Below are 16,034 nucleotides of genomic sequence, written 5' to 3' on the forward strand. Positions count from 1 at the left end.
TAATCCCCACCGAAGTGGTTCATCGTTCGACTTGCATGTGTTAAGCACGCCGCCAGCGTTCGTCCTGAGCCAGGATCAAACTCTCCGTGAATGCTCTACCCGTGATCGGGTGACACATCACGAGAGCGGAACAGCCAGGCGGAATGAGCCCGACCGTTCACAGCGTCCTCGCTGTGTATTCTTCAAAGGAACCTCGCCCCAGCAGAAGCTGGAGACGGGGTATCAACATATCTGGCGTTGACTTTTGGCACGCTGTTGAGTTCTCAAGGAACGGACGCTTCCTTTGTACTTACCCTCTCGGGCTTTCCTCCGGGCGCTTCCCTTCGGTCTTGCGTTTCCGACTCTACCAGATCCTTTTCGACCCGATTCCCTGTCGGCGGGAAATCGACAGACCTTCTCGCTTTCGCTCGTCGGCCTTTCGGCATTCACTACGCTAGCCGATCCTCCGCCCAACTCATAATCGAGGTCCGCAGGCTTCGAATTCGGGCATGCCAGCACGCCGAATTCGACCCCGCTGAGGGGTGATCGTAGGTAGTGGGTTGGCCGCTCCGGCTGCAGGCGATCGCCGTACCCGGTTCAGCGGCTCGGACTACATTACGCACTCCGTGGGGCCCGGGTCAACTTCGGCGGCGCCTCGGCACATGCGCCCGGTACGGGCTCACCGTCGGGTCGTTGGCGATCCAGTACCGCCAGGGATGGACGTCACCGTTGCCGCCGTCGCCGGACACCCCGGTGCGCGGGCCGTTGCGTACCTGGTCGGGCGGTACGGCGCTGCCCGTCAGGACGCGCAGCGGGGTGTCTCCGGCAGCGCACGCGTCCGTGCCGTCAAGGGTGCGGTCGACGTCCAGGGCCGTGGCCAACCGCGCCGGGCCTTTGGCCAGTTCATTGTCGTTGCGGGCCGAAAGCCGACGCTTGCGGGCCCACTCGACTCCCTCGACGATCTCGCCCGCGCGGAGCAGGACCGCGCTCGCCCTCCCCTCGGGGCCGCACACCAGGTTCATGCAGTGCCACATGCCGTAGGTGAAGTAGACGTACACGTGCCCGGGCGGGCCGAACATGACGTCGTTGCGGGGCGTGCGGCCCCGGTAGGCGTGGGAGCCGGGGTCGTTCTGGCCGTCGTAGGCCTCGACTTCTGTCAGGCGCAGGGCGATCGGGCCGTCCGGGTCGCTGCGCACCAGGATGCGGCCCAGGAGGTCGGGGGCCACCTCGAGGACGGGGCGGTCGAAGAACTCTCTGGGCAGGGGCGTACGGTCGGGGCTCGCGATCATGCCCTCCGAGGGTACTGGAGGCGGGCCGGGGCCACGGGGTGGTCAGCGGGTTCCGCCCTGGCGAGGGTGAGTACGGAACCGGCCACCGCCGGATCGCGTTGGTAGAGGTCAGAGGATCTCGGTTCACGCAACACGTGCCGGGCCGCGGGGCCCGTCCGGAGAGGGAGAGACATGGCGTTCAAGAAGCTGCTCGCGAGCCTGGGGGCCGGCGGAGCCTCCGTCGAGACGGTGCTGAACGAGGTGAATGTCGTTCCGGGCGGTGTCGTCCAGGGTGAGGTGCGCATCCAGGGCGGGTCCGTGAACCAGCAGATCGAAGGGCTGTCCGTCGGGCTGCAGGCCAAGGTCGAGGTGGAGAGCGGCGACGAGGAGTACAAGCAGAACATCGAGTTCGCGAAGCAGCGCCTCGGCGGTGCCTTCGAGCTTCAGGCGAACGCGGTGCACGCGGTGCAGTTCGGCCTGGAGATCCCGTGGGAGACGCCGATCACCACGATCGACGGTCAGCCGCTGCGCGGGATGAACATCGGTGTCACGACGGAGCTGGAGATCGCCCGGGCCGTGGACTCCGGTGACCTGGACGCGATCAACGTGCACCCGCTGCCGGCGCAGAAGGCGATCCTGGACGCGTTCATCCAGCTGGGCTTCCGCTTCAAGAACGCGGACATGGAGCGCGGGCAGATCCGCGGTACGCGGCAGAAGCTGCCGTTCTACCAGGAGATCGAGTTCTTCCCGCCGCAGCAGTACCGCGGGCTGAACCAGATCGAGCTGAGCTTCGTCGCCGACGAGAACGCGATGGACGTCGTGCTGGAGATGGACAAGAGGCCGGGTCTGTTCAGCGAGGGCAGCGACACGTTCCGCTCGTTCCAGGTCGGGCTGAACGACTACCAGGGGACCGACTGGGCGGCGTACCTCAACCAGTGGCTGTCGGAGGTCGGCAGCAAGCGGAACTGGTTCTAGGCTCGACACCTACGGAACGAACCGATCAGGAGGTACCGAGGTGACCGAGCTCAAGAGGCGGCCGCTCCCCCACGACTTCCATCCGCCCGTGCCGTCGTTCACGGTGACGAGTGAGGACGTCGAGGAGGGCGCGACCCTCAAGGACGCTCAGGTCCACGCGGCCGGCAACACCTCGCCGCATCTGCGGTGGGAGGGCTTCCCGCCCGAGACCAAGAGCTTCGCCGTGACCTGCTACGACCCGGACGCCCCGACGGGCAGCGGGTTCTGGCACTGGGTCGTGTTCGACATCCCGGCCTCGGTGACGGAGTTGCCGGCGGGTGCGGGCAGCGGCAAGTTCGAAGGGCTGCCCGAGGGCGCGATCCAGGTGCGCAACGACTACGGGACGAAGGACTTCGGCGGTGCCGCGCCGCCGCCCGGGGACGGTCCGCACCGGTACGTGTTCACGGTGTACGCCGTTGACCAGGAGAAGCTCGGACCCGACGCGGACGCGACGCCCGCCTTCGTGGGCTTCAACCTGCGGTTCCACACGATCGCGCGGGCCCAGCTGATCGGTGAGTACGAGGTGCCCGCCGAAGACTGAGCAGTTCCGGGCGTTCACGGAACGTTTGCCCGCCCCTGGTCTTGGAAGTGATCAGGGGCGGGCATTTTTTCGTTGCCGGGGGCCGCGAGGGGCAGCTCTCGCGGAGCAGCAGATATTGCGTTGTCCATCTCGGCGTGCCCGGCCAGAGTTGGTCCCAGCCCGCCAGGGGGGTGGGCCGGTGCACACGGGAGGTGGGCTGGTATGCGGGACACGCTGGTACTCAACGCGAGCTTCGAGCCGCTGTCGACGGTGACGCTGAACCGAGCCGTCGTTCTGGTGCTCCAGGACAAGGCCGTCGTCGAGCAGGCCCACCCCGAGCTGCGTATGCGGGGAGCCGCGGTCGACATACCGGCGCCCCGGGTCATACGGCTGTGCCAGTACGTACGGGTGCCGTTCCGAAGACGGGCTCCGTGGTCGAGGCGGGGTGTCCTGGTGAGGGACCGGCACAGGTGCGCGTACTGCGGCCGGCGGGCGACGACCGTGGACCACGTGGTGCCGCGGTCGCAGGGTGGTCAGGACACCTGGCTGAACACGGTGGCGTCGTGCGCGGAGGACAATCACCGCAAGGCGAACCGGACGCCGGAGCAGGCGGGGATGCCGTTGCTGCGGGAGCCGTTCGAACCGACGCCGGCCGATGCGATGTTGCTGGCGCTGGCCAGGGACGACTTCGATGCGTTGCCGGACTGGCTGGCGGTGGATGCGGCCTAGCGTCCGCCGGGTTCGGGTTGTTGTGCCCGTGACGGTGCGTTTCTGGCTTGTCGCGCAGTTCCCCGCGCCCCTTTGGGGTGCGGGGAACTCTTTCTTTCTCCGTGCCGTCAGTCGATGGACGGCTTCTCGCGGCGTTCCTGGGCCGGGACACTCGCGCCGCCACCGCTGCCGGAACCGCCGCCCAGGCCGCCGAAGTTGCCCATGGCGCCGGACAGGCCCTTGAGGGCGTCGCCGATCTCGCTGGGGACGATCCAGAGCTTGTTGGCGTCGCCCTCGGCGATCTTCGGAAGCATCTGGAGGTACTGGTAGGACAGCAGCTTCTGGTCCGGGTCGCCGGCGTGGATCGCTTCGAAGACCGTACGGACGGCCTGGGCCTCGCCCTCGGCGCGCAGTGCGGCGGCCTTCGCCTCGCCTTCGGCGCGCAGGATCTGGGACTGCTTCTCGCCCTCGGCGCGCAGGATTTCGGACTGCCTGACGCCCTCGGCCTGGAGGATCGCGGCGCGCTTGTCGCGGTCGGCGCGCATCTGCTTCTCCATCGAGTCCTGGATGGAGGTGGGCGGCTCGATCGCCTTGAGCTCGACGCGGTTGACGCGGATGCCCCACTTGCCGGTGGCCTCGTCGAGGACGCCGCGCAGGGCCGCGTTGATCTCCTCGCGGGAGGTCAGGGTCCGCTCCAGGTCCATGCCGCCGATGATGTTGCGCAGGGTGGTGACGGTGAGCTGCTCGATCGCCTGGATGTAGCTGGCGACCTCGTAGGTGGCGGCCCGGGCGTCGGTGACCTGGTAGTAGATGACGGTGTCGATGTTGACGACCAGGTTGTCCTGGGTGATCACCGGCTGGGGCGGGAACGGGACGACCTGTTCGCGCAGGTCGATGCGGTTGCGGATGGTGTCGATGAACGGGACGACGATGTTGAGGCCCGCGTTGAGCGTGCGGGTGTAGCGGCCGAAGCGCTCCACGATGGCGGCGCTTGCCTGTGGGATGACCTGGATCGTCTTGATCAGGGCGATGAAGACCAACACCACCAGAATGATCAGGACGATGATGACCGGTTCCATCGACGTTCCCCGTACCCTTCTCCGCCTCGGCGCTCGTGGAAGATCCGAAGATCCTACGGCTGTTGAAGATCTTGCTGGTCGAGTCTGACAGACCGTCGTGTGCCGCGTGGGGCGTTCGGCGCAGTCCGCGTCGTGCGAGGTCACATGATGATGGCCGTGGCCCCCTCGATGTCCACGACGTCCACTTCCTGTCCGACTTCGTACGCGCTCCCGGTGTCGAGGGCGCGTGCCGACCAGACTTCTCCGGCGAGCTTGACACGGCCGCCGTTCGCGTCGACGCGTTCCAGCACGACGGCTGTCCTGCCCTTGAGCGCGTCCACGCCGCTGGCGAATTCGGGTCGTTGTGAGCGGTGCCGGTTGGCGATGGGCCGTACTGCGGCGATGAGGGCGGTCGAGACGACGACGAAGGTCACGACCTGGGCGACGGCGCCGCCGCCGAAGAGGCCGGAGACCACCGCCGCGGCGACGGCGCCCACCGCGAGCATGGCGAGTTCGGGCATGGCGGTGATCACCAGCCCGATGCCGAGCGCTGCCGCTCCTACCAGCCACCACACCCATGCGTCGATGTCCACATGGTCATGGTAGGACCGGGGAGCCGGTCGCCGACAGGGCGCCGATCATTTCAACGTGCGTGCGCGGGCGGGTTTTTGGGTTTTCAGGACAGCGGCAGGCCCTGCGCGGTCCAGCGGTCGCCGACCTGCTCGACCACGAGGGGCAGGCCGAAGCAGAGGGAGAGGTTGCGGGAGGTGAGTTCCAGCTCGAGCGGTCCGGCGGCGAGGATCTTGCCCTGGCGGATCATCAGGACGTGGGTGAAGCCGGGGGCGATCTCCTCGACGTGGTGCGTGACCATGATCATCGACGGTGCGATGGGGTCGCGGGCGAGGCGGCCGAGGCGGCGTACGAGGTCCTCGCGGCCGCCGAGGTCGAGGCCGGCGGCGGGCTCGTCGAGGAGGAGCAGTTCGGGGTCGGTCATCAGGGCCCGGGCGATGAGGGTGCGCTTGCGCTCGCCCTCGGAGAGGGTGCCGAACCTGCGGTCCAGGTATTCGGACATGCCGAGGCGGTCGAGAAAGGCGCGGGCGCGCTGCTCGTCGATGTCCTCGTAGTCCTCCTGCCAGTGCGCGGTCATGCCGTACGCGGCGGTCAGCACGGTCTGCAGGACGGTCTGGCGCTTGGGGAGCTTGTCGGCCATGGCGATGCCGGCCATGCCGATGCGGGGGCGCAGTTCGAAGACGTCGGTGCCGGGCTTGCCGAGGGTCTCGCCGAGGACGGTGGCGGTGCCCGTGCTGGGGTGGACGTAGCTGGACGCGACGTTGAGGAGGGTGGTCTTGCCGGCGCCGTTGGGGCCGAGGATCACCCAGCGCTCGCCCTCTTTCACCGACCAGGAGACCTGGTCCACCAGAGCCCGGCCCTCGCGGACCACGGATACGTCCTGAAGCTCCAGAACATCGCTCATGAGCGCGTTGTCTCCCCTTGCAGTGTGGCCGGTCTCGGCTGTCGCATTGGCCTGTGGCTCGGTCCGCCGCGCCGATGGGCGCAGCCCTCTAGGAAATCTACGCCACCGGTCGGCGCATCCATTCCATCGGTCCTGTCCTTAGGGTGGGGGGCATGCTCTCGGAACCACGCTCTGGACGACTGGCCTCGTGGGGTAATGCCCTTTTGGCCGGACATGTCTCCCCGGATGAGGCGGTGCTCGCGATCGTCGGTGAGGACGCCGTGCACCGGGTGGAGGGACTGCCGGGTGAGTCCGCGCCGGTCGGGCTGACGCTCGCGCTGGGGCGGCTGCGGACGCTCGGGGTGACCGCGCTGCGGGTGGCGCTGCCCGCGCCGGGGCATCCGCTGGGGCTGAGCGGGCCGCCGGAGTTCAACGCGCGGGCGTTGGAGGCGGAGGAGGCCGTGGTGTGTCACGGCGCTGCCTTCGGGCTGGTGCCCGAGGTGTACGAGGCCGGGCCCGACGGTGATGTGCATGTCGAGGTCGTGTGGCACTGCCTGCCGGTGCGGGAGGCGCCGCCCGCCGATGTGCCCTCGCTCGGGGAGGCCGAGCGGGAGCTGGCGGAGGCGCTGCGGGATGCGACCGAGGTGCTGTCGCGGCTGGACGTGGCCGGGTCGGGGCCCGTGGCGGAGGCGGCGATCGACGCGTACCGGGCGCGGGCCGAGGCGGGCAGGCAGGTGCTGGCCCCGGGGTATCCGCCGCGGGCGGTGCGGGTGCTGGAACTCGCGCAGCGGGTGGGGCTGCTGATCTCCGTGGCGTACGACAACGGGCACGGCGGGGCGGTGAGCGCCTCGGAGATGGCGGCGCGGGCGGAGGCGCTGCGGCCGGTGGAGCGGACGGCCCGGCGGGCGCAGGTCGCGGCGTACAACTCCGTGGTGGAGGAGCGGGAGCGGGGGGTGCGCTGAGCGCCGGCCGATGTGCCGCCGTGCGACCGGGCGGGGTGTGCCCGTCCGGCGTTGACGGGGTGCCGCCCGCGTCCACCGCGCCGCGCCGGGCTGCACGCGTGCCCCGCGGGATGCACGGTCGGTTCCCCGGCGTGGCGGCCGCGGGTCAGGGGTTCAGGCCGAGGTTGCCGAAGGCCGGGTTCAGCGCGCCGATGACGGTCACCGAGTCGCCCACCGCGTTGACCGGGATGTGCGCCGGGGCCTGGATCAGGTTGCCGGAGCCGACGCCCGGCGACGCCGCGGTCCGGCCCGCGGCGTGCGCGCCGTCGGTGGCGGAGGCCATGCCCGCACCGGCGGCGGCCAGACCGCCCGCCATCATCGTCGCGGCACGCTCCGAAGAACGGCCGGGGTGGGCGGAGGGTGCGCCATGTGGGGGACATTCCCACGACAGTATGAATCTCAGCCTGGAGGGGAACCTTCCGGGTCTCCGGTCAGCCGCACAGGCCGTGCCGTACGGCCCACAGGGCCGCCTGGGTGCGGTCCGCCAGGTCGAGTTTCATCAGGATGTTCGACACGTGCGTCTTCACCGTCTTCTCGGAGAGGACGAGGGCGCGGGCGATCTCCCGGTTGGAGCGGCCGTCCGCGATCAGGCCGAGCACCTCGCGCTCCCGTTCCGTGAGCGAACCGCCCCTGCCCTGCCCGGAGTTGGTCTCCTCCTGGGACAGCAGGGCGCCGGCGACCTCGGGCTGGAGCAGGATGTGGCCCGCGTGCACGGAGCGGATCGCGCCGGCCAGGGCGTCGGGGTCGACGTCCTTGTAGACGTATCCGGCGGCGCCGGCGCGCAGTGCCGGGACCACCGTGCGCTGTTCGGTGAAGCTGGTGACGATCAGCACGCGCGCGGGGTTGCCGAGTTCGTGGAGGCGGCGCAGCGCCGCGACGCCGTCCATGACCGGCATCTTGACGTCCATAAGGATGACGTCGGGCCTGAGCTCCTCGGCGCGGGCGACTCCCTCGGCGCCGTCGGCCGCCTCGCCCACGACCTCGATGTCGTCCTGCACTTCGAGGAAGGTGCGCAGGCCGCGGCGGACCACCTGGTGGTCGTCGACGAGCAGCACCTTGATCGCGTCAGCCACCGGGGACCTCCATCTCGATGGTGGTGCCCTTGCCGGGCATCGACTCCACCGTCAGGCGGCCGCCCACGCCGCCGACCCGGTCCCGCATGGAGACCAGGCCCAGGTGGCGTCCCGCGCGGCGCACCGAGCGCGGGTCGAAGCCGCAGCCGTCGTCCGTGACCCGCAGGACGGCGCCGCCGCCGACCCGGTCCAGGGTCACGTCGACGTGGTCCGCCCCGGAGTGCCGCAGCGCGTTGTGCAGGGCCTCCTGGGCGACCCGGAGCAGGGCCTCCTCCTGGGCGGACGGGAGGGCCCGTACGCCGTGGCTGGTGAACGTCACGCGCGCGGTGTGGGCGCGGTCGAGGACCTGTGTCTGGGTGCGCAGGGTGGCGACGAGGCCGTCGTCGTCGAGGGCGGCGGGGCGCAATTCCACGACGGCGGCGCGCAGTTCGTCGGCGGCCTCCGCGGCGAGCGCGGTCACCTGCTGCAACTCGTCCTTGGCGCGGGCCGGGTCGCGGTCGACCAGGGCGGCCGCGGCCTGGGCGGTCAGGCGCAGCGAGAACAGCTTCTGGCTGACCGCGTCGTGCAGTTCGTGGGCGAGGCGGGAGCGTTCCTCGACGATGGTGAGTTCGCGGCTGCGCTCGTAGAGGCGGGCGTTGGTGAGGGCTATCGCCGCGTGCTGGGCGAGGATGCCGAGCAGTTCCTCGTCGTCCTCGGTGAAGCCGCAGCCGCCGTGGGGTCTGGGGCAGTTCTTGTTCGCCAGGAACAGGGCGCCGATGACGTCCTCGCCGTCGCGGACGGGCAGGCCGAGGAAGTCGGCCAGGTCGGGATGGGCGGAGGGCCAGCCTCCGAAGCGCGGGTCCTCGCGGACGTCGGCGAGGCGCTCGGGGCGGGCCTCGTGGAGCATCGCGGCGAGGATGCCGTGCTGGCGCGGGAGGGGGCCGATGGCCTTCCACTGCTCGTCGCTGACCCCGTCGACCACGAACTGCGCGAAGCCTCCGTGGTCGTCGGGGACGCCCAGCGCGGCGTACTGCGCGTCGAGCAGTTCGCGGGCCGAGGCGACGATCGTCTTGAGGACGTCGCGCACCTCCAGGTGCCTGCTCATGGCCAGCAGCGCGGAACTCACCGCCGCGAGGCCGGACCGCGGTCCGTGGCTCATGTCCTCAACGGTACCGGCGGGGGCCGACAGTGCGGATCGGGCGCCTGGCGGCCCTCGCCGGGCCGGTGGTCCTAGGTCCCCGGCCCTCCGTCCGGGCCGCGGGTGTAGGGCCGGGGGCCCGGGGACGGGGGCGTAGGGCGAAGTGCCCCGGGGTCTGCGTCCGGCGCCCGAGGCGGCCGGGGCGGGCCGGTTCCTAGGTTGAGGGCACGCCCGACGGGGCGGCGTTCGACGACGAGGGGACGGATGTCATGCCGGTTGCGATCATCACAGGGGCCTCGAAGGGGCTGGGGCTGGCGCTCGCCGGGGCGCTGGCCGCGCGGGGCTGGGATCTGGTGCTGGACGCGCGGGGGGCGGTCCCGCTGGCGGAGGCGGCCGGGTCGGTGTCCGCGCACGGCACCCGGGTCACGGCCCTGCCGGGGGACGTCACGGACGCCGGGCACCGCGCGGAGCTGGTGGCGGCGGCGTGGCGGCTGGGCGGGGTGGACCTGCTGGTGCACAACGCCAGCGCGCTGGGCGCCGAGCCGCTCGTGACGCTGGAGGAGCTGCCGCTGGAGGGGCTGCGCCGGGCGCTGGAGGTGAACGCGGTGGCGGCGCTGGGCCTGGTCCAGGAGGCGCTGCCGCTGCTGCGGGCCTCCCGGGCGGGCACGGTGATCGCGGTCAGCTCGGACGCGGCGGCGGAGGCGTACGGCACGTGGGGCGGCTACGGGGCGTCCAAGGCGGCGCTGGACCAGCTCGCGGCCGTCCTCGCCGTGGAGGAGCCGGACCTGCGGGTGTGGGCGGTGGACCCCGGGGACATGGCGACGGACCTGTACGCGGCGGCCGTACCGGACGACGACGGTCCGCGGCCCGATCCGGCCGAGGTGGCGCCGGCCTTCCTGCGGCTGCTGGACGAGCGGCCGGTGAGCGGGCGGTATGCCGCCCCGGCGCTGCTGGAGGGACGGCGGTGACGCGGGCCGCGGGGGTTCCCGTGCGGGAGCGGGCGTGGCGGGTGCCCGCGGAGCTGTCGGCGCGGGTGCCGGCCGAGCAGCGCGGCCCCGGGCTGGACCGGGACGCCGTACGGCTGCTGGTGTCGCGCGGGACCGAGGTGTCGCACCACGCGTTCGCGGAGCTGCCGCGGCTGCTGCGGGCCGGTGATCTGCTCGTCGTCAACACCTCGGCCACGCTGGCCGCGGCCGTCGACGGGCGGGTCGGGCACGCGCGTGTGGTGGTGCACTTCTCCACGCTGGGGGACGACGGCCGGTGGGCGGTCGAGCTGCGGGAGCCCGACGGACGGGGCACGACACGCGCGCGTGCGGGCGGGCCCGCGGGTACGCGGGTGTGGCTGCCCGGCGGGGTGCGGCTGGAGCTGGCGGAGCCGCTGGACGCGGGGAGCGACCGGTTGTGGTGGGCGTGGGCGTCGGGGCCGGGGGTGCCCGGGATGCTGCGGGAGCACGGGCGGCCCATCCGCTACGCGTACACGGAACGGGACCAGCCGCTGTCCGTGTACCAGACGGTGTTCGCGCTTGCCTCACCCGACGGGCTCGGCAGTGCGGAGATGCCCAGTGCGGCGCGGCCGTTCACCGCGCGGCTGGTGGCGGAGCTGGTGAGCCGGGGGGTGCAGTTCGCGCCGGTCACGCTGCACACCGGGGTGGCCTCGGCGGAGGCGCACGAGCCGCCGTATCCGGAGCGGTTCGCGGTGCCGGAGGCGTCGGCGCGGTCCGTCAACGCGGTGCGCGCGGGTGACGGGCGGGTGATCGCGGTGGGCACGACCGCCGTGCGGGCCGTGGAGTCGGCGGCCGGCGCCGACGGGGTCGTACGGGCGCGGTCGGGGTGGACCGATCTGGTGGTGACCCCGGAGCGCGGGGTGCGGGCGGTGGACGGGCTGCTGACGGGGCTGCACGAGCCGGCGGCCTCGCATCTGCTGATGCTGGAGGCGGTCGCGGGGCGGGCGGCGGTGGAGCGCGGCTACGAGGAGGCACTGCGCGGGCGCTACCTGTGGCACGAGTTCGGGGACGTCCATCTCGTCCTGCCGTCCACGGGCCCGGAGTTTGCTCACGCAGAGCAGCGCACGGCAGACAGCCGGTGAGACGGGGAGAGGCGGGGTGTGAGCCCGGGCATAGGGCGTAGGTCACGTACGAACGTCAATAGGAGGTAAACACCCCCAAGTCGCGCCACATGGGCGGGGCGGATGGTCCGATCTGCCCCGCTTTACCCTTTCTAGATCCACTACCGGGCTTCGTACGTCACACCTTTGCCACGGGATTTTGCGGCCGCTAACAATGGCTCACGTCGCTCAGCGCCGCGGGTTCCACCGCGGCGTTTGTGCAGGAAGCACCCGTGTCCCCACCGGACGACGAGCGACCTCCGCGCTATCCCAAGAGGTCCAATCGCCATGCCCAAGATCAGCCTGAACCGTGGTCCCAGTCGTGCCCTGAACCGCAAGCACAAGATCGCTGTTGCCGGTGCCGCCGCCTTCGGCGTCTCCGCCCTGGCCTTCTCGGCCGTGCCCAGCAACGCGTCGACGACGACCACGAGCGAGGCCGTGTCCGCCGCTCCGGTGAAGTACAGCTCCGAGCGCATCACCGACGTGAAGACCAGCGTCACCGACCAGCTCGCCGAGGCGAACCTCAAGGTCGAGGCCATCGAGGCGAAGAAGAAGGCTGCTGCCCAGGCCGCCGCGAAGAAGAAGGCCGCCGCCGCTGCCGCCGCCAAGAAGAAGGCCGCCGCCGCTGCCGCCGCCGAGAAGGCCGCGCAGGAGCGCAGGGCCAAGGAGGCCGCCAGCCGCTCCGCGCAGCGCGCCCCGGTCAAGAAGACCTACGCCAACAACCTCGACGGCTGGATCCGTGAGGCCCTCGACATCATGAAGAAGAAGGGCATCCCGGGCTCCTACCACGGGCTGCACAAGAACATCATCCGGGAGTCCTCGGGCAACCCGAAGGCCATCAACCTCTGGGACATCAACGCCCAGAACGGCATCCCGTCCAAGGGCCTGCTCCAGGTGATCCCGCCGACGTTCGAGGCGTACCACGTGTCCGGCACCCCGAAGGACATCTGGAACCCGGTCTCCAACATCACGGCCGCTGCCAACTACGCGGCCGACCGTTACGGCTCGATCGACAACGTCAACAGCGCGTACTGAGGTCGGCGCGGACCTCTCTCGCAGACGCCGAAGGGCGGCACCCTCCTGACGGAGCGCCGCCCTTCGGGCACGAACGGGAGCGGTCAGTTGCGCATGACCTCGGGCTCGTGGCGGCGCAGGAAGCGGGCCACGAAGAAGCCGCACACGACGCCCAGGAAGAGCAGGGCGGCCATGTCCATGGTCCAGGCGGTCACCGTGTGGTCCCACAGCGGGTCCGTGCCGGCGCCCTCCTCCGGCGGGCTGATCCGGTTGAAGTCCAGCGTGGCGCCCGCGGCGGCGACGGCCCAGCGCGACGGCATCAGGAACGAGAACTGGTTGACGCCGGCCGTGCCGTTCAGCGCGAACAGGCAGCCCGTGAACACCACCTGGATGATGGCGAACATCACCAGCAGCGGCATCGTCTTCTCGGCCGTCTTCACCAGCGACGAGATGATCAGGCCGAACATCATCGACGTGAAGCCCAGCGCCATGATCGGCAGGGACAGCTCGACCAGCGTGAGCCCGCCAAGGACCAGGCCCTCCTCCGGGATCTCCCGGGTGGAGAAACCGATGACACCGACCAGCAGGCCCTGCAGCACGGTGATCATGCCGAGCACGAACACCTTCGACATCAGGTACGCCGACCGGGACAGGCCGGTCGCGCGCTCCCGCTCGTAGATGACCCGTTCCTTGATCAGCTCACGGACCGAGTTGGCGGCACCGGCGAAGCAGGCGCCGACCGCGAGGATCAGCAGGACCGTGGTGGCCGTGCCGTTCGGGATGACGCGGCCGGTCTGCGGGTGCGCCGGGTTGGGCAGCAGACCGCGGTCCGGGTCGATGAGCAGGCTCACCGCGCCGAGGACGGCCGGCAGGATCAGCATCAGCGCCAGGAAGCCCCGGTCGGAGGCGATCACCGAGACGTAGCGGCGCACCAGCGTGACGAACTGCGACATCCAGCCCTGCGGCTTCGGCGGGCGCATGGCCTGCATCGGCGGCATCTGTACGGACTGCGGGGCGACGGCGTCGATGTCCGCGGCGTACATCTGGTAGTGCTGCGAGCCCTTCCAGCGGCCCGCCCAGTCGTAGTCGCGGTAGTTCTCGAACGCGGAGAAGACGTCGGCCCAGGTGTCGTAGCCGAAGAAGTTCAGCGCCTCCTCGGGCGGGCCGAAGTAGGCGACCGAACCGCCCGGCGCCATCACCAGCAGCTTGTCGCACAGCGCCAGCTCGGCCACCGAGTGCGTGACGACGAGGACCGTACGGCCGTCGTCGGCGAGGCCGCGCAGCAACTGCATGACGTCGCGGTCCATGCCCGGGTCGAGGCCGGAGGTCGGCTCGTCCAGGAAGATCAGCGACGGCTTGGTGAGCAGCTCGAGAGCCACCGAGACACGCTTGCGCTGGCCGCCGGAGAGGGAGGTGACCTTCTTGTCCTTGTGGATGTCGAGCTTGAGCTCGCGCAGCACCTCGTCGATGCGGGCGTTGCGCTCGGCGGCCGTGGTGTCGGCCGGGAAGCGCAGCTTGGCCGCGTACGTGAGGGCCTTCTTGACGGTCAGCTCCTTGTGCAGGATGTCGTCCTGCGGGACCAGACCGATGCGCTGGCGCAACTCGGCGAACTGCTTGTAGAGGTTCCGGTTGTCGTAGAGGACCTCGCCCTGGTCGGCCGGGCGGTAGCCGGTGAGCGCCTTGAGCAGCGTCGACTTGCCGGAACCGGACGGTCCGATGACCGCGATCAGCGACTTCTCCGGCACGCCGAAGGAGACGTCCTTCAGGATCTGCTTGCCGCCGTCGACCGTGACGGTCAGGTGGCGCGCGGAGAAGGACACCTCACCGGTGTCGACGAACTCCTCGAGCCGGTCGCCGACGATGCGGAACGTCGAGTGGCCGACGCCGACGATGTCGGTCGGGCCGAGCAGCTGCGAGCCGCCCTTCGCGATCGGCTGGCCGTTGACGTACGTGCCGTTGTGCGAGCCCAGGTCGCGGATCTCCATGCGGCCGTCGGGCGTCGAGTGGAACTCGGCGTGGTGCCGCGAGACCTGGAGGTCGGAGACGACCAGGTCGTTCTCCAGGGCACGGCCGATGCGCATCACACGGCCGAGGGCGAACTGGTGGAACGTGGTCGGGCTGCGGTCGCCGTAGACCGGCGGCGCCCCCGCGCCACCACCGGGTGCCTGCTGCTGCGGGATGTGCGCGGCGGGCTGCTGCGGCTGCTGCCAGCCGGCCCGCGGGGCCTGCTGCGGCGGCGTCTGCGGCGCCCAGCCGGGGTTCGCGCCCTGCGCCGCGTACGGCTGCTGCTGGGGCTGTGCCTGCGGCGTCGCGACGGCGGCGTCCGAGAAGGCCACCCGCGGTCCGTCGGTCGCGTTGCCCAGGTTCAGGGCCGTGCCCGGGCCGATCTCCACATGGTGGATCCGCTGCCCCTGCACGAACGTGCCGTTGGTGCTGCCGTGGTCCTCGACGATCCAGCCACGGCCGTTGAAACCGACCGTGGCGTGGCGCCAGGAGACCCTGGCGTCGTCGAACACGACGTCCCCCTGCGGATCGCGTCCGAGCGTGTAAGACCTGGACGGATCGAGCGTCCATGTCCGTCCATTGAATTCCAGTACGAGTTCCGGCACTCCATGCCCCACTGAGTTGTCCCCCGAATTGCCCCCGTTGCGGGGAGTCTAGGGATGTCGAACATCGGGGGGAACTATTTCAGGCTCGGACCCCTGACCGAAAGTCGGGCCTTGTGAAGACCGCGCGAGGGCGCTTCGCTCGTTTCCGTTCACGAGGTGGAAAACGGCCCGAAGAGTGGCAATCCCCTGCGAGGGGGACATGCACGGCATCCGCCGTGCCGCGGATCGGGGGGCGATCGGGGGCCCGCCATGAACTCTGCCGTGCGCACCGCGGCCGGGAGGCACGGCCCACGCGTGCCGTGGGCAGACGTCCTGGTGCCCGCGGTGGCCGCGGCGAGTTGGGCGTTGACCGCCATGGCGGGCGTCGCGGCGCTCGGCCCGCACCTGCTGGACGCGGACGCCACCGCCGCGCTCGGGCCGATGACCGCGGCGGCCGTGGCACTCGGCGCGTGCGGTTCGGTCGCCCCCTCCAGCGACGTGTCCGTGTTCGGTCTGCACGGCGCCGAAACCCCCACCGCCGTCCAGATCACGCCACTCGGCGTGAGCCTGCCGGCGCGCTGCTGATGTCATACGTCTTCCTGCGGTCCTTGCGCAGCGCGGGAGTTGCGGTTCCGCCGGCCGAACTCCTGGCCCGGGCGGGGCGGCTGGGGGTCGGCGCGGGGATGGTGATGTTGTTGGCGGGGGTTTTGACGGGGGGGGCGGAGGGTGTGTCGACGGCTCTGGTGGTGCGGATTCGGGTGCGTACGTTGCTCGTGCGACCGGGCGTGGTGTGTCGTTCGTCGGGTGGTGTGCGGTGCGGCTCGGGGTGGTGCCCGCGGTGACGCTGCCGGTGCTCGTGTGGCTGATGGACGTGTCCGTGGGCGCCTCGCTGCCGGTGCTCGGCGTCGACGTGCTCGGCGCCGGCGTCGAACTGCACAGTCGCCCCGGCCCGGCTGTGCTGCTCGGGGCAGCGTGGGGCGCGGGCGCCGCTGCCGTCGGGGCGGTGCCGGCGTGGGTGACCGGGGCGGCGGGGCGGAGAGCGGCACCGATGCCAGTGGCTGACGCGGTGAGCAAGGCGGGCGCGGCGGGTGGGGACGCTGTTGTCCGTGTCCACGGTGCGACGTTCCGGCCGGGCGG

The 16,034-nt window shown here is 70.9% G+C and carries 16 protein-coding genes, 1 rRNA gene and 1 pseudogene; 9 read left to right on the forward strand and 9 right to left on the reverse strand.

Annotation, left to right across the window (positions count from 1 at the left end):
* Both AB0M97_RS03505 and AB0M97_RS03510 read right to left on the reverse strand, forming a co-directional pair.
* Window positions 1-91: ribosomal RNA gene (locus tag AB0M97_RS03505) — 16S ribosomal RNA — on the reverse strand; the annotation flags it as partial.
* A 526-nt stretch (window positions 92-617) separates the two neighbouring features.
* Window positions 618-1,268 carry a DNA-3-methyladenine glycosylase gene (locus AB0M97_RS03510; RefSeq protein WP_365959040.1) on the reverse strand — a complete coding sequence of 217 codons (651 nt, stop codon included), beginning with the start codon at window positions 1,266-1,268 and terminating at the stop codon, window positions 618-620.
* Between the two features lie 171 nt (window positions 1,269-1,439).
* Between AB0M97_RS03510 and AB0M97_RS03515 the strand changes: the two genes are divergently transcribed.
* From AB0M97_RS03515 to AB0M97_RS03525, 3 genes are all read left to right on the forward strand, one after another.
* Complete coding sequence (locus tag AB0M97_RS03515) at window positions 1,440-2,222, forward strand: sporulation protein (protein ID WP_365959041.1); 783 nt, start codon at window positions 1,440-1,442, stop codon at window positions 2,220-2,222.
* A gap of 40 nt (window positions 2,223-2,262) precedes the next feature.
* Window positions 2,263-2,802, forward strand: a complete 540-nt coding sequence (locus AB0M97_RS03520; RefSeq protein WP_365959042.1) for a YbhB/YbcL family Raf kinase inhibitor-like protein — start codon at window positions 2,263-2,265, stop codon at window positions 2,800-2,802.
* Between the two features lie 201 nt (window positions 2,803-3,003).
* Window positions 3,004-3,510 (forward strand): HNH endonuclease, encoded by a 507-nt coding sequence (locus tag AB0M97_RS03525; protein WP_365959043.1) that lies wholly within the window; start codon window positions 3,004-3,006, stop codon window positions 3,508-3,510.
* 107 nt (window positions 3,511-3,617) lie between these two features.
* Here AB0M97_RS03525 and AB0M97_RS03530 read toward each other — a convergent pair whose 3' ends face one another.
* The 3 genes from AB0M97_RS03530 to AB0M97_RS03540 all read right to left on the reverse strand — a co-directional run bounded on the left by AB0M97_RS03530 (window position 3,618) and on the right by AB0M97_RS03540 (window position 6,021).
* Window positions 3,618-4,568, reverse strand: a complete 951-nt coding sequence (locus AB0M97_RS03530) for an SPFH domain-containing protein (protein ID WP_365959044.1) — start codon at window positions 4,566-4,568, stop codon at window positions 3,618-3,620.
* A gap of 140 nt (window positions 4,569-4,708) precedes the next feature.
* Window positions 4,709-5,140 carry an NfeD family protein gene (locus AB0M97_RS03535; protein ID WP_365959045.1) on the reverse strand — a complete coding sequence of 144 codons (432 nt, stop codon included), beginning with the start codon at window positions 5,138-5,140 and terminating at the stop codon, window positions 4,709-4,711.
* Between the two features lie 83 nt (window positions 5,141-5,223).
* The gene (locus AB0M97_RS03540; RefSeq protein ID WP_365959046.1) at window positions 5,224-6,021 is read right to left on the reverse strand and encodes an ABC transporter ATP-binding protein; all 798 of its coding nucleotides are present in this window, start codon (window positions 6,019-6,021) and stop codon (window positions 5,224-5,226) included.
* Between the two features lie 152 nt (window positions 6,022-6,173).
* On the opposite strand from AB0M97_RS03540, the gene AB0M97_RS03545 reads away from it, so the two are divergent.
* The gene (locus AB0M97_RS03545; protein WP_365959047.1) at window positions 6,174-6,962 is read left to right on the forward strand and encodes a hypothetical protein; all 789 of its coding nucleotides are present in this window, start codon (window positions 6,174-6,176) and stop codon (window positions 6,960-6,962) included.
* Between the two features lie 145 nt (window positions 6,963-7,107).
* Here the strand turns inward: AB0M97_RS03545 and AB0M97_RS03550 are convergent, their stop codons facing one another.
* The 3 genes from AB0M97_RS03550 to AB0M97_RS03560 form a co-directional block, all read right to left on the reverse strand.
* Complete coding sequence (locus AB0M97_RS03550; RefSeq protein ID WP_365959048.1) at window positions 7,108-7,320, reverse strand: chaplin; 213 nt, start codon at window positions 7,318-7,320, stop codon at window positions 7,108-7,110.
* Between the two features lie 112 nt (window positions 7,321-7,432).
* Window positions 7,433-8,074 (reverse strand): response regulator transcription factor, encoded by a 642-nt coding sequence (locus tag AB0M97_RS03555; protein WP_365959049.1) that lies wholly within the window; start codon window positions 8,072-8,074, stop codon window positions 7,433-7,435.
* Entirely contained in the window at window positions 8,067-9,212 is a 1,146-nt protein-coding gene (locus AB0M97_RS03560) for a GAF domain-containing sensor histidine kinase (RefSeq protein WP_365959050.1), read from the reverse strand. Before AB0M97_RS03560 ends, AB0M97_RS03555 begins: the two co-directional genes overlap by 8 nt.
* Before the next feature lie 248 nt (window positions 9,213-9,460).
* On the opposite strand from AB0M97_RS03560, the gene AB0M97_RS03565 reads away from it, so the two are divergent.
* The 3 genes from AB0M97_RS03565 to AB0M97_RS03575 all read left to right on the forward strand — a co-directional run bounded on the left by AB0M97_RS03565 (window position 9,461) and on the right by AB0M97_RS03575 (window position 12,330).
* On the forward strand, window positions 9,461-10,159 hold the full coding sequence (locus AB0M97_RS03565; protein WP_365959051.1) for an SDR family oxidoreductase: 699 nt from the start codon (window positions 9,461-9,463) through the stop codon (window positions 10,157-10,159).
* Window positions 10,156-11,277: an S-adenosylmethionine:tRNA ribosyltransferase-isomerase gene (locus AB0M97_RS03570; protein ID WP_365959052.1), complete on the forward strand. Its 1,122-nt coding sequence runs from the start codon at window positions 10,156-10,158 to the stop codon at window positions 11,275-11,277. Before AB0M97_RS03565 ends, AB0M97_RS03570 begins: the two co-directional genes overlap by 4 nt.
* A gap of 306 nt (window positions 11,278-11,583) precedes the next feature.
* A complete protein-coding gene (locus AB0M97_RS03575; RefSeq protein WP_365959053.1) occupies window positions 11,584-12,330 on the forward strand; it encodes a transglycosylase SLT domain-containing protein in 747 nt (248 codons plus the stop codon).
* Window positions 12,331-12,413: 83 nt separating this feature from the next.
* Here AB0M97_RS03575 and AB0M97_RS03580 read toward each other — a convergent pair whose 3' ends face one another.
* The gene (locus AB0M97_RS03580) at window positions 12,414-14,918 is read right to left on the reverse strand and encodes an FHA domain-containing protein (protein ID WP_365959054.1); all 2,505 of its coding nucleotides are present in this window, start codon (window positions 14,916-14,918) and stop codon (window positions 12,414-12,416) included.
* A 294-nt stretch (window positions 14,919-15,212) separates the two neighbouring features.
* On the opposite strand from AB0M97_RS03580, the gene AB0M97_RS03585 reads away from it, so the two are divergent.
* Window positions 15,213-15,482 (forward strand): streptophobe family protein, encoded by a 270-nt coding sequence (locus AB0M97_RS03585; RefSeq protein ID WP_365959055.1) that lies wholly within the window; start codon window positions 15,213-15,215, stop codon window positions 15,480-15,482.
* Between the two features lie 229 nt (window positions 15,483-15,711).
* Window positions 15,712-15,852 (forward strand): annotated as a pseudogene (locus AB0M97_RS03590) (hypothetical protein); the annotation flags it as partial.
* Window positions 15,853-16,034 lie beyond the last annotated feature (182 nt).

Source organism: Streptomyces sp. NPDC051207 (assembly GCF_040682395.1).
Taxonomy (GTDB): domain Bacteria; phylum Actinomycetota; class Actinomycetes; order Streptomycetales; family Streptomycetaceae; genus Streptomyces.

Bases quoted from the DNA above. Each gene is read 5' to 3' on its own strand.
- AB0M97_RS03565 (WP_365959051.1), top strand. From the start codon at position 9,461: ATGCCGGTTGCGATCATCACAGGGGCCTCGAAGGGGCTGGGGCTGGCG.
- AB0M97_RS03525 (WP_365959043.1), top strand. From the start codon at position 3,004: ATGCGGGACACGCTGGTACTCAACGCGAGCTTCGAGCCGCTGTCGACG.
- AB0M97_RS03530 (WP_365959044.1), bottom strand. From the start codon at position 4,568: ATGGAACCGGTCATCATCGTCCTGATCATTCTGGTGGTGTTGGTCTTC.
- AB0M97_RS03545 (WP_365959047.1), top strand. From the start codon at position 6,174: ATGCTCTCGGAACCACGCTCTGGACGACTGGCCTCGTGGGGTAATGCC.
- AB0M97_RS03540 (WP_365959046.1), bottom strand. From the start codon at position 6,021: ATGAGCGATGTTCTGGAGCTTCAGGACGTATCCGTGGTCCGCGAGGGC.
- AB0M97_RS03550 (WP_365959048.1), bottom strand. From the start codon at position 7,320: ATGATGGCGGGCGGTCTGGCCGCCGCCGGTGCGGGCATGGCCTCCGCC.
- AB0M97_RS03515 (WP_365959041.1), top strand. From the start codon at position 1,440: ATGGCGTTCAAGAAGCTGCTCGCGAGCCTGGGGGCCGGCGGAGCCTCC.
- AB0M97_RS03575 (WP_365959053.1), top strand. From the start codon at position 11,584: ATGCCCAAGATCAGCCTGAACCGTGGTCCCAGTCGTGCCCTGAACCGC.
- AB0M97_RS03560 (WP_365959050.1), bottom strand. From the start codon at position 9,212: ATGAGCCACGGACCGCGGTCCGGCCTCGCGGCGGTGAGTTCCGCGCTG.
- AB0M97_RS03510 (WP_365959040.1), bottom strand. From the start codon at position 1,268: ATGATCGCGAGCCCCGACCGTACGCCCCTGCCCAGAGAGTTCTTCGAC.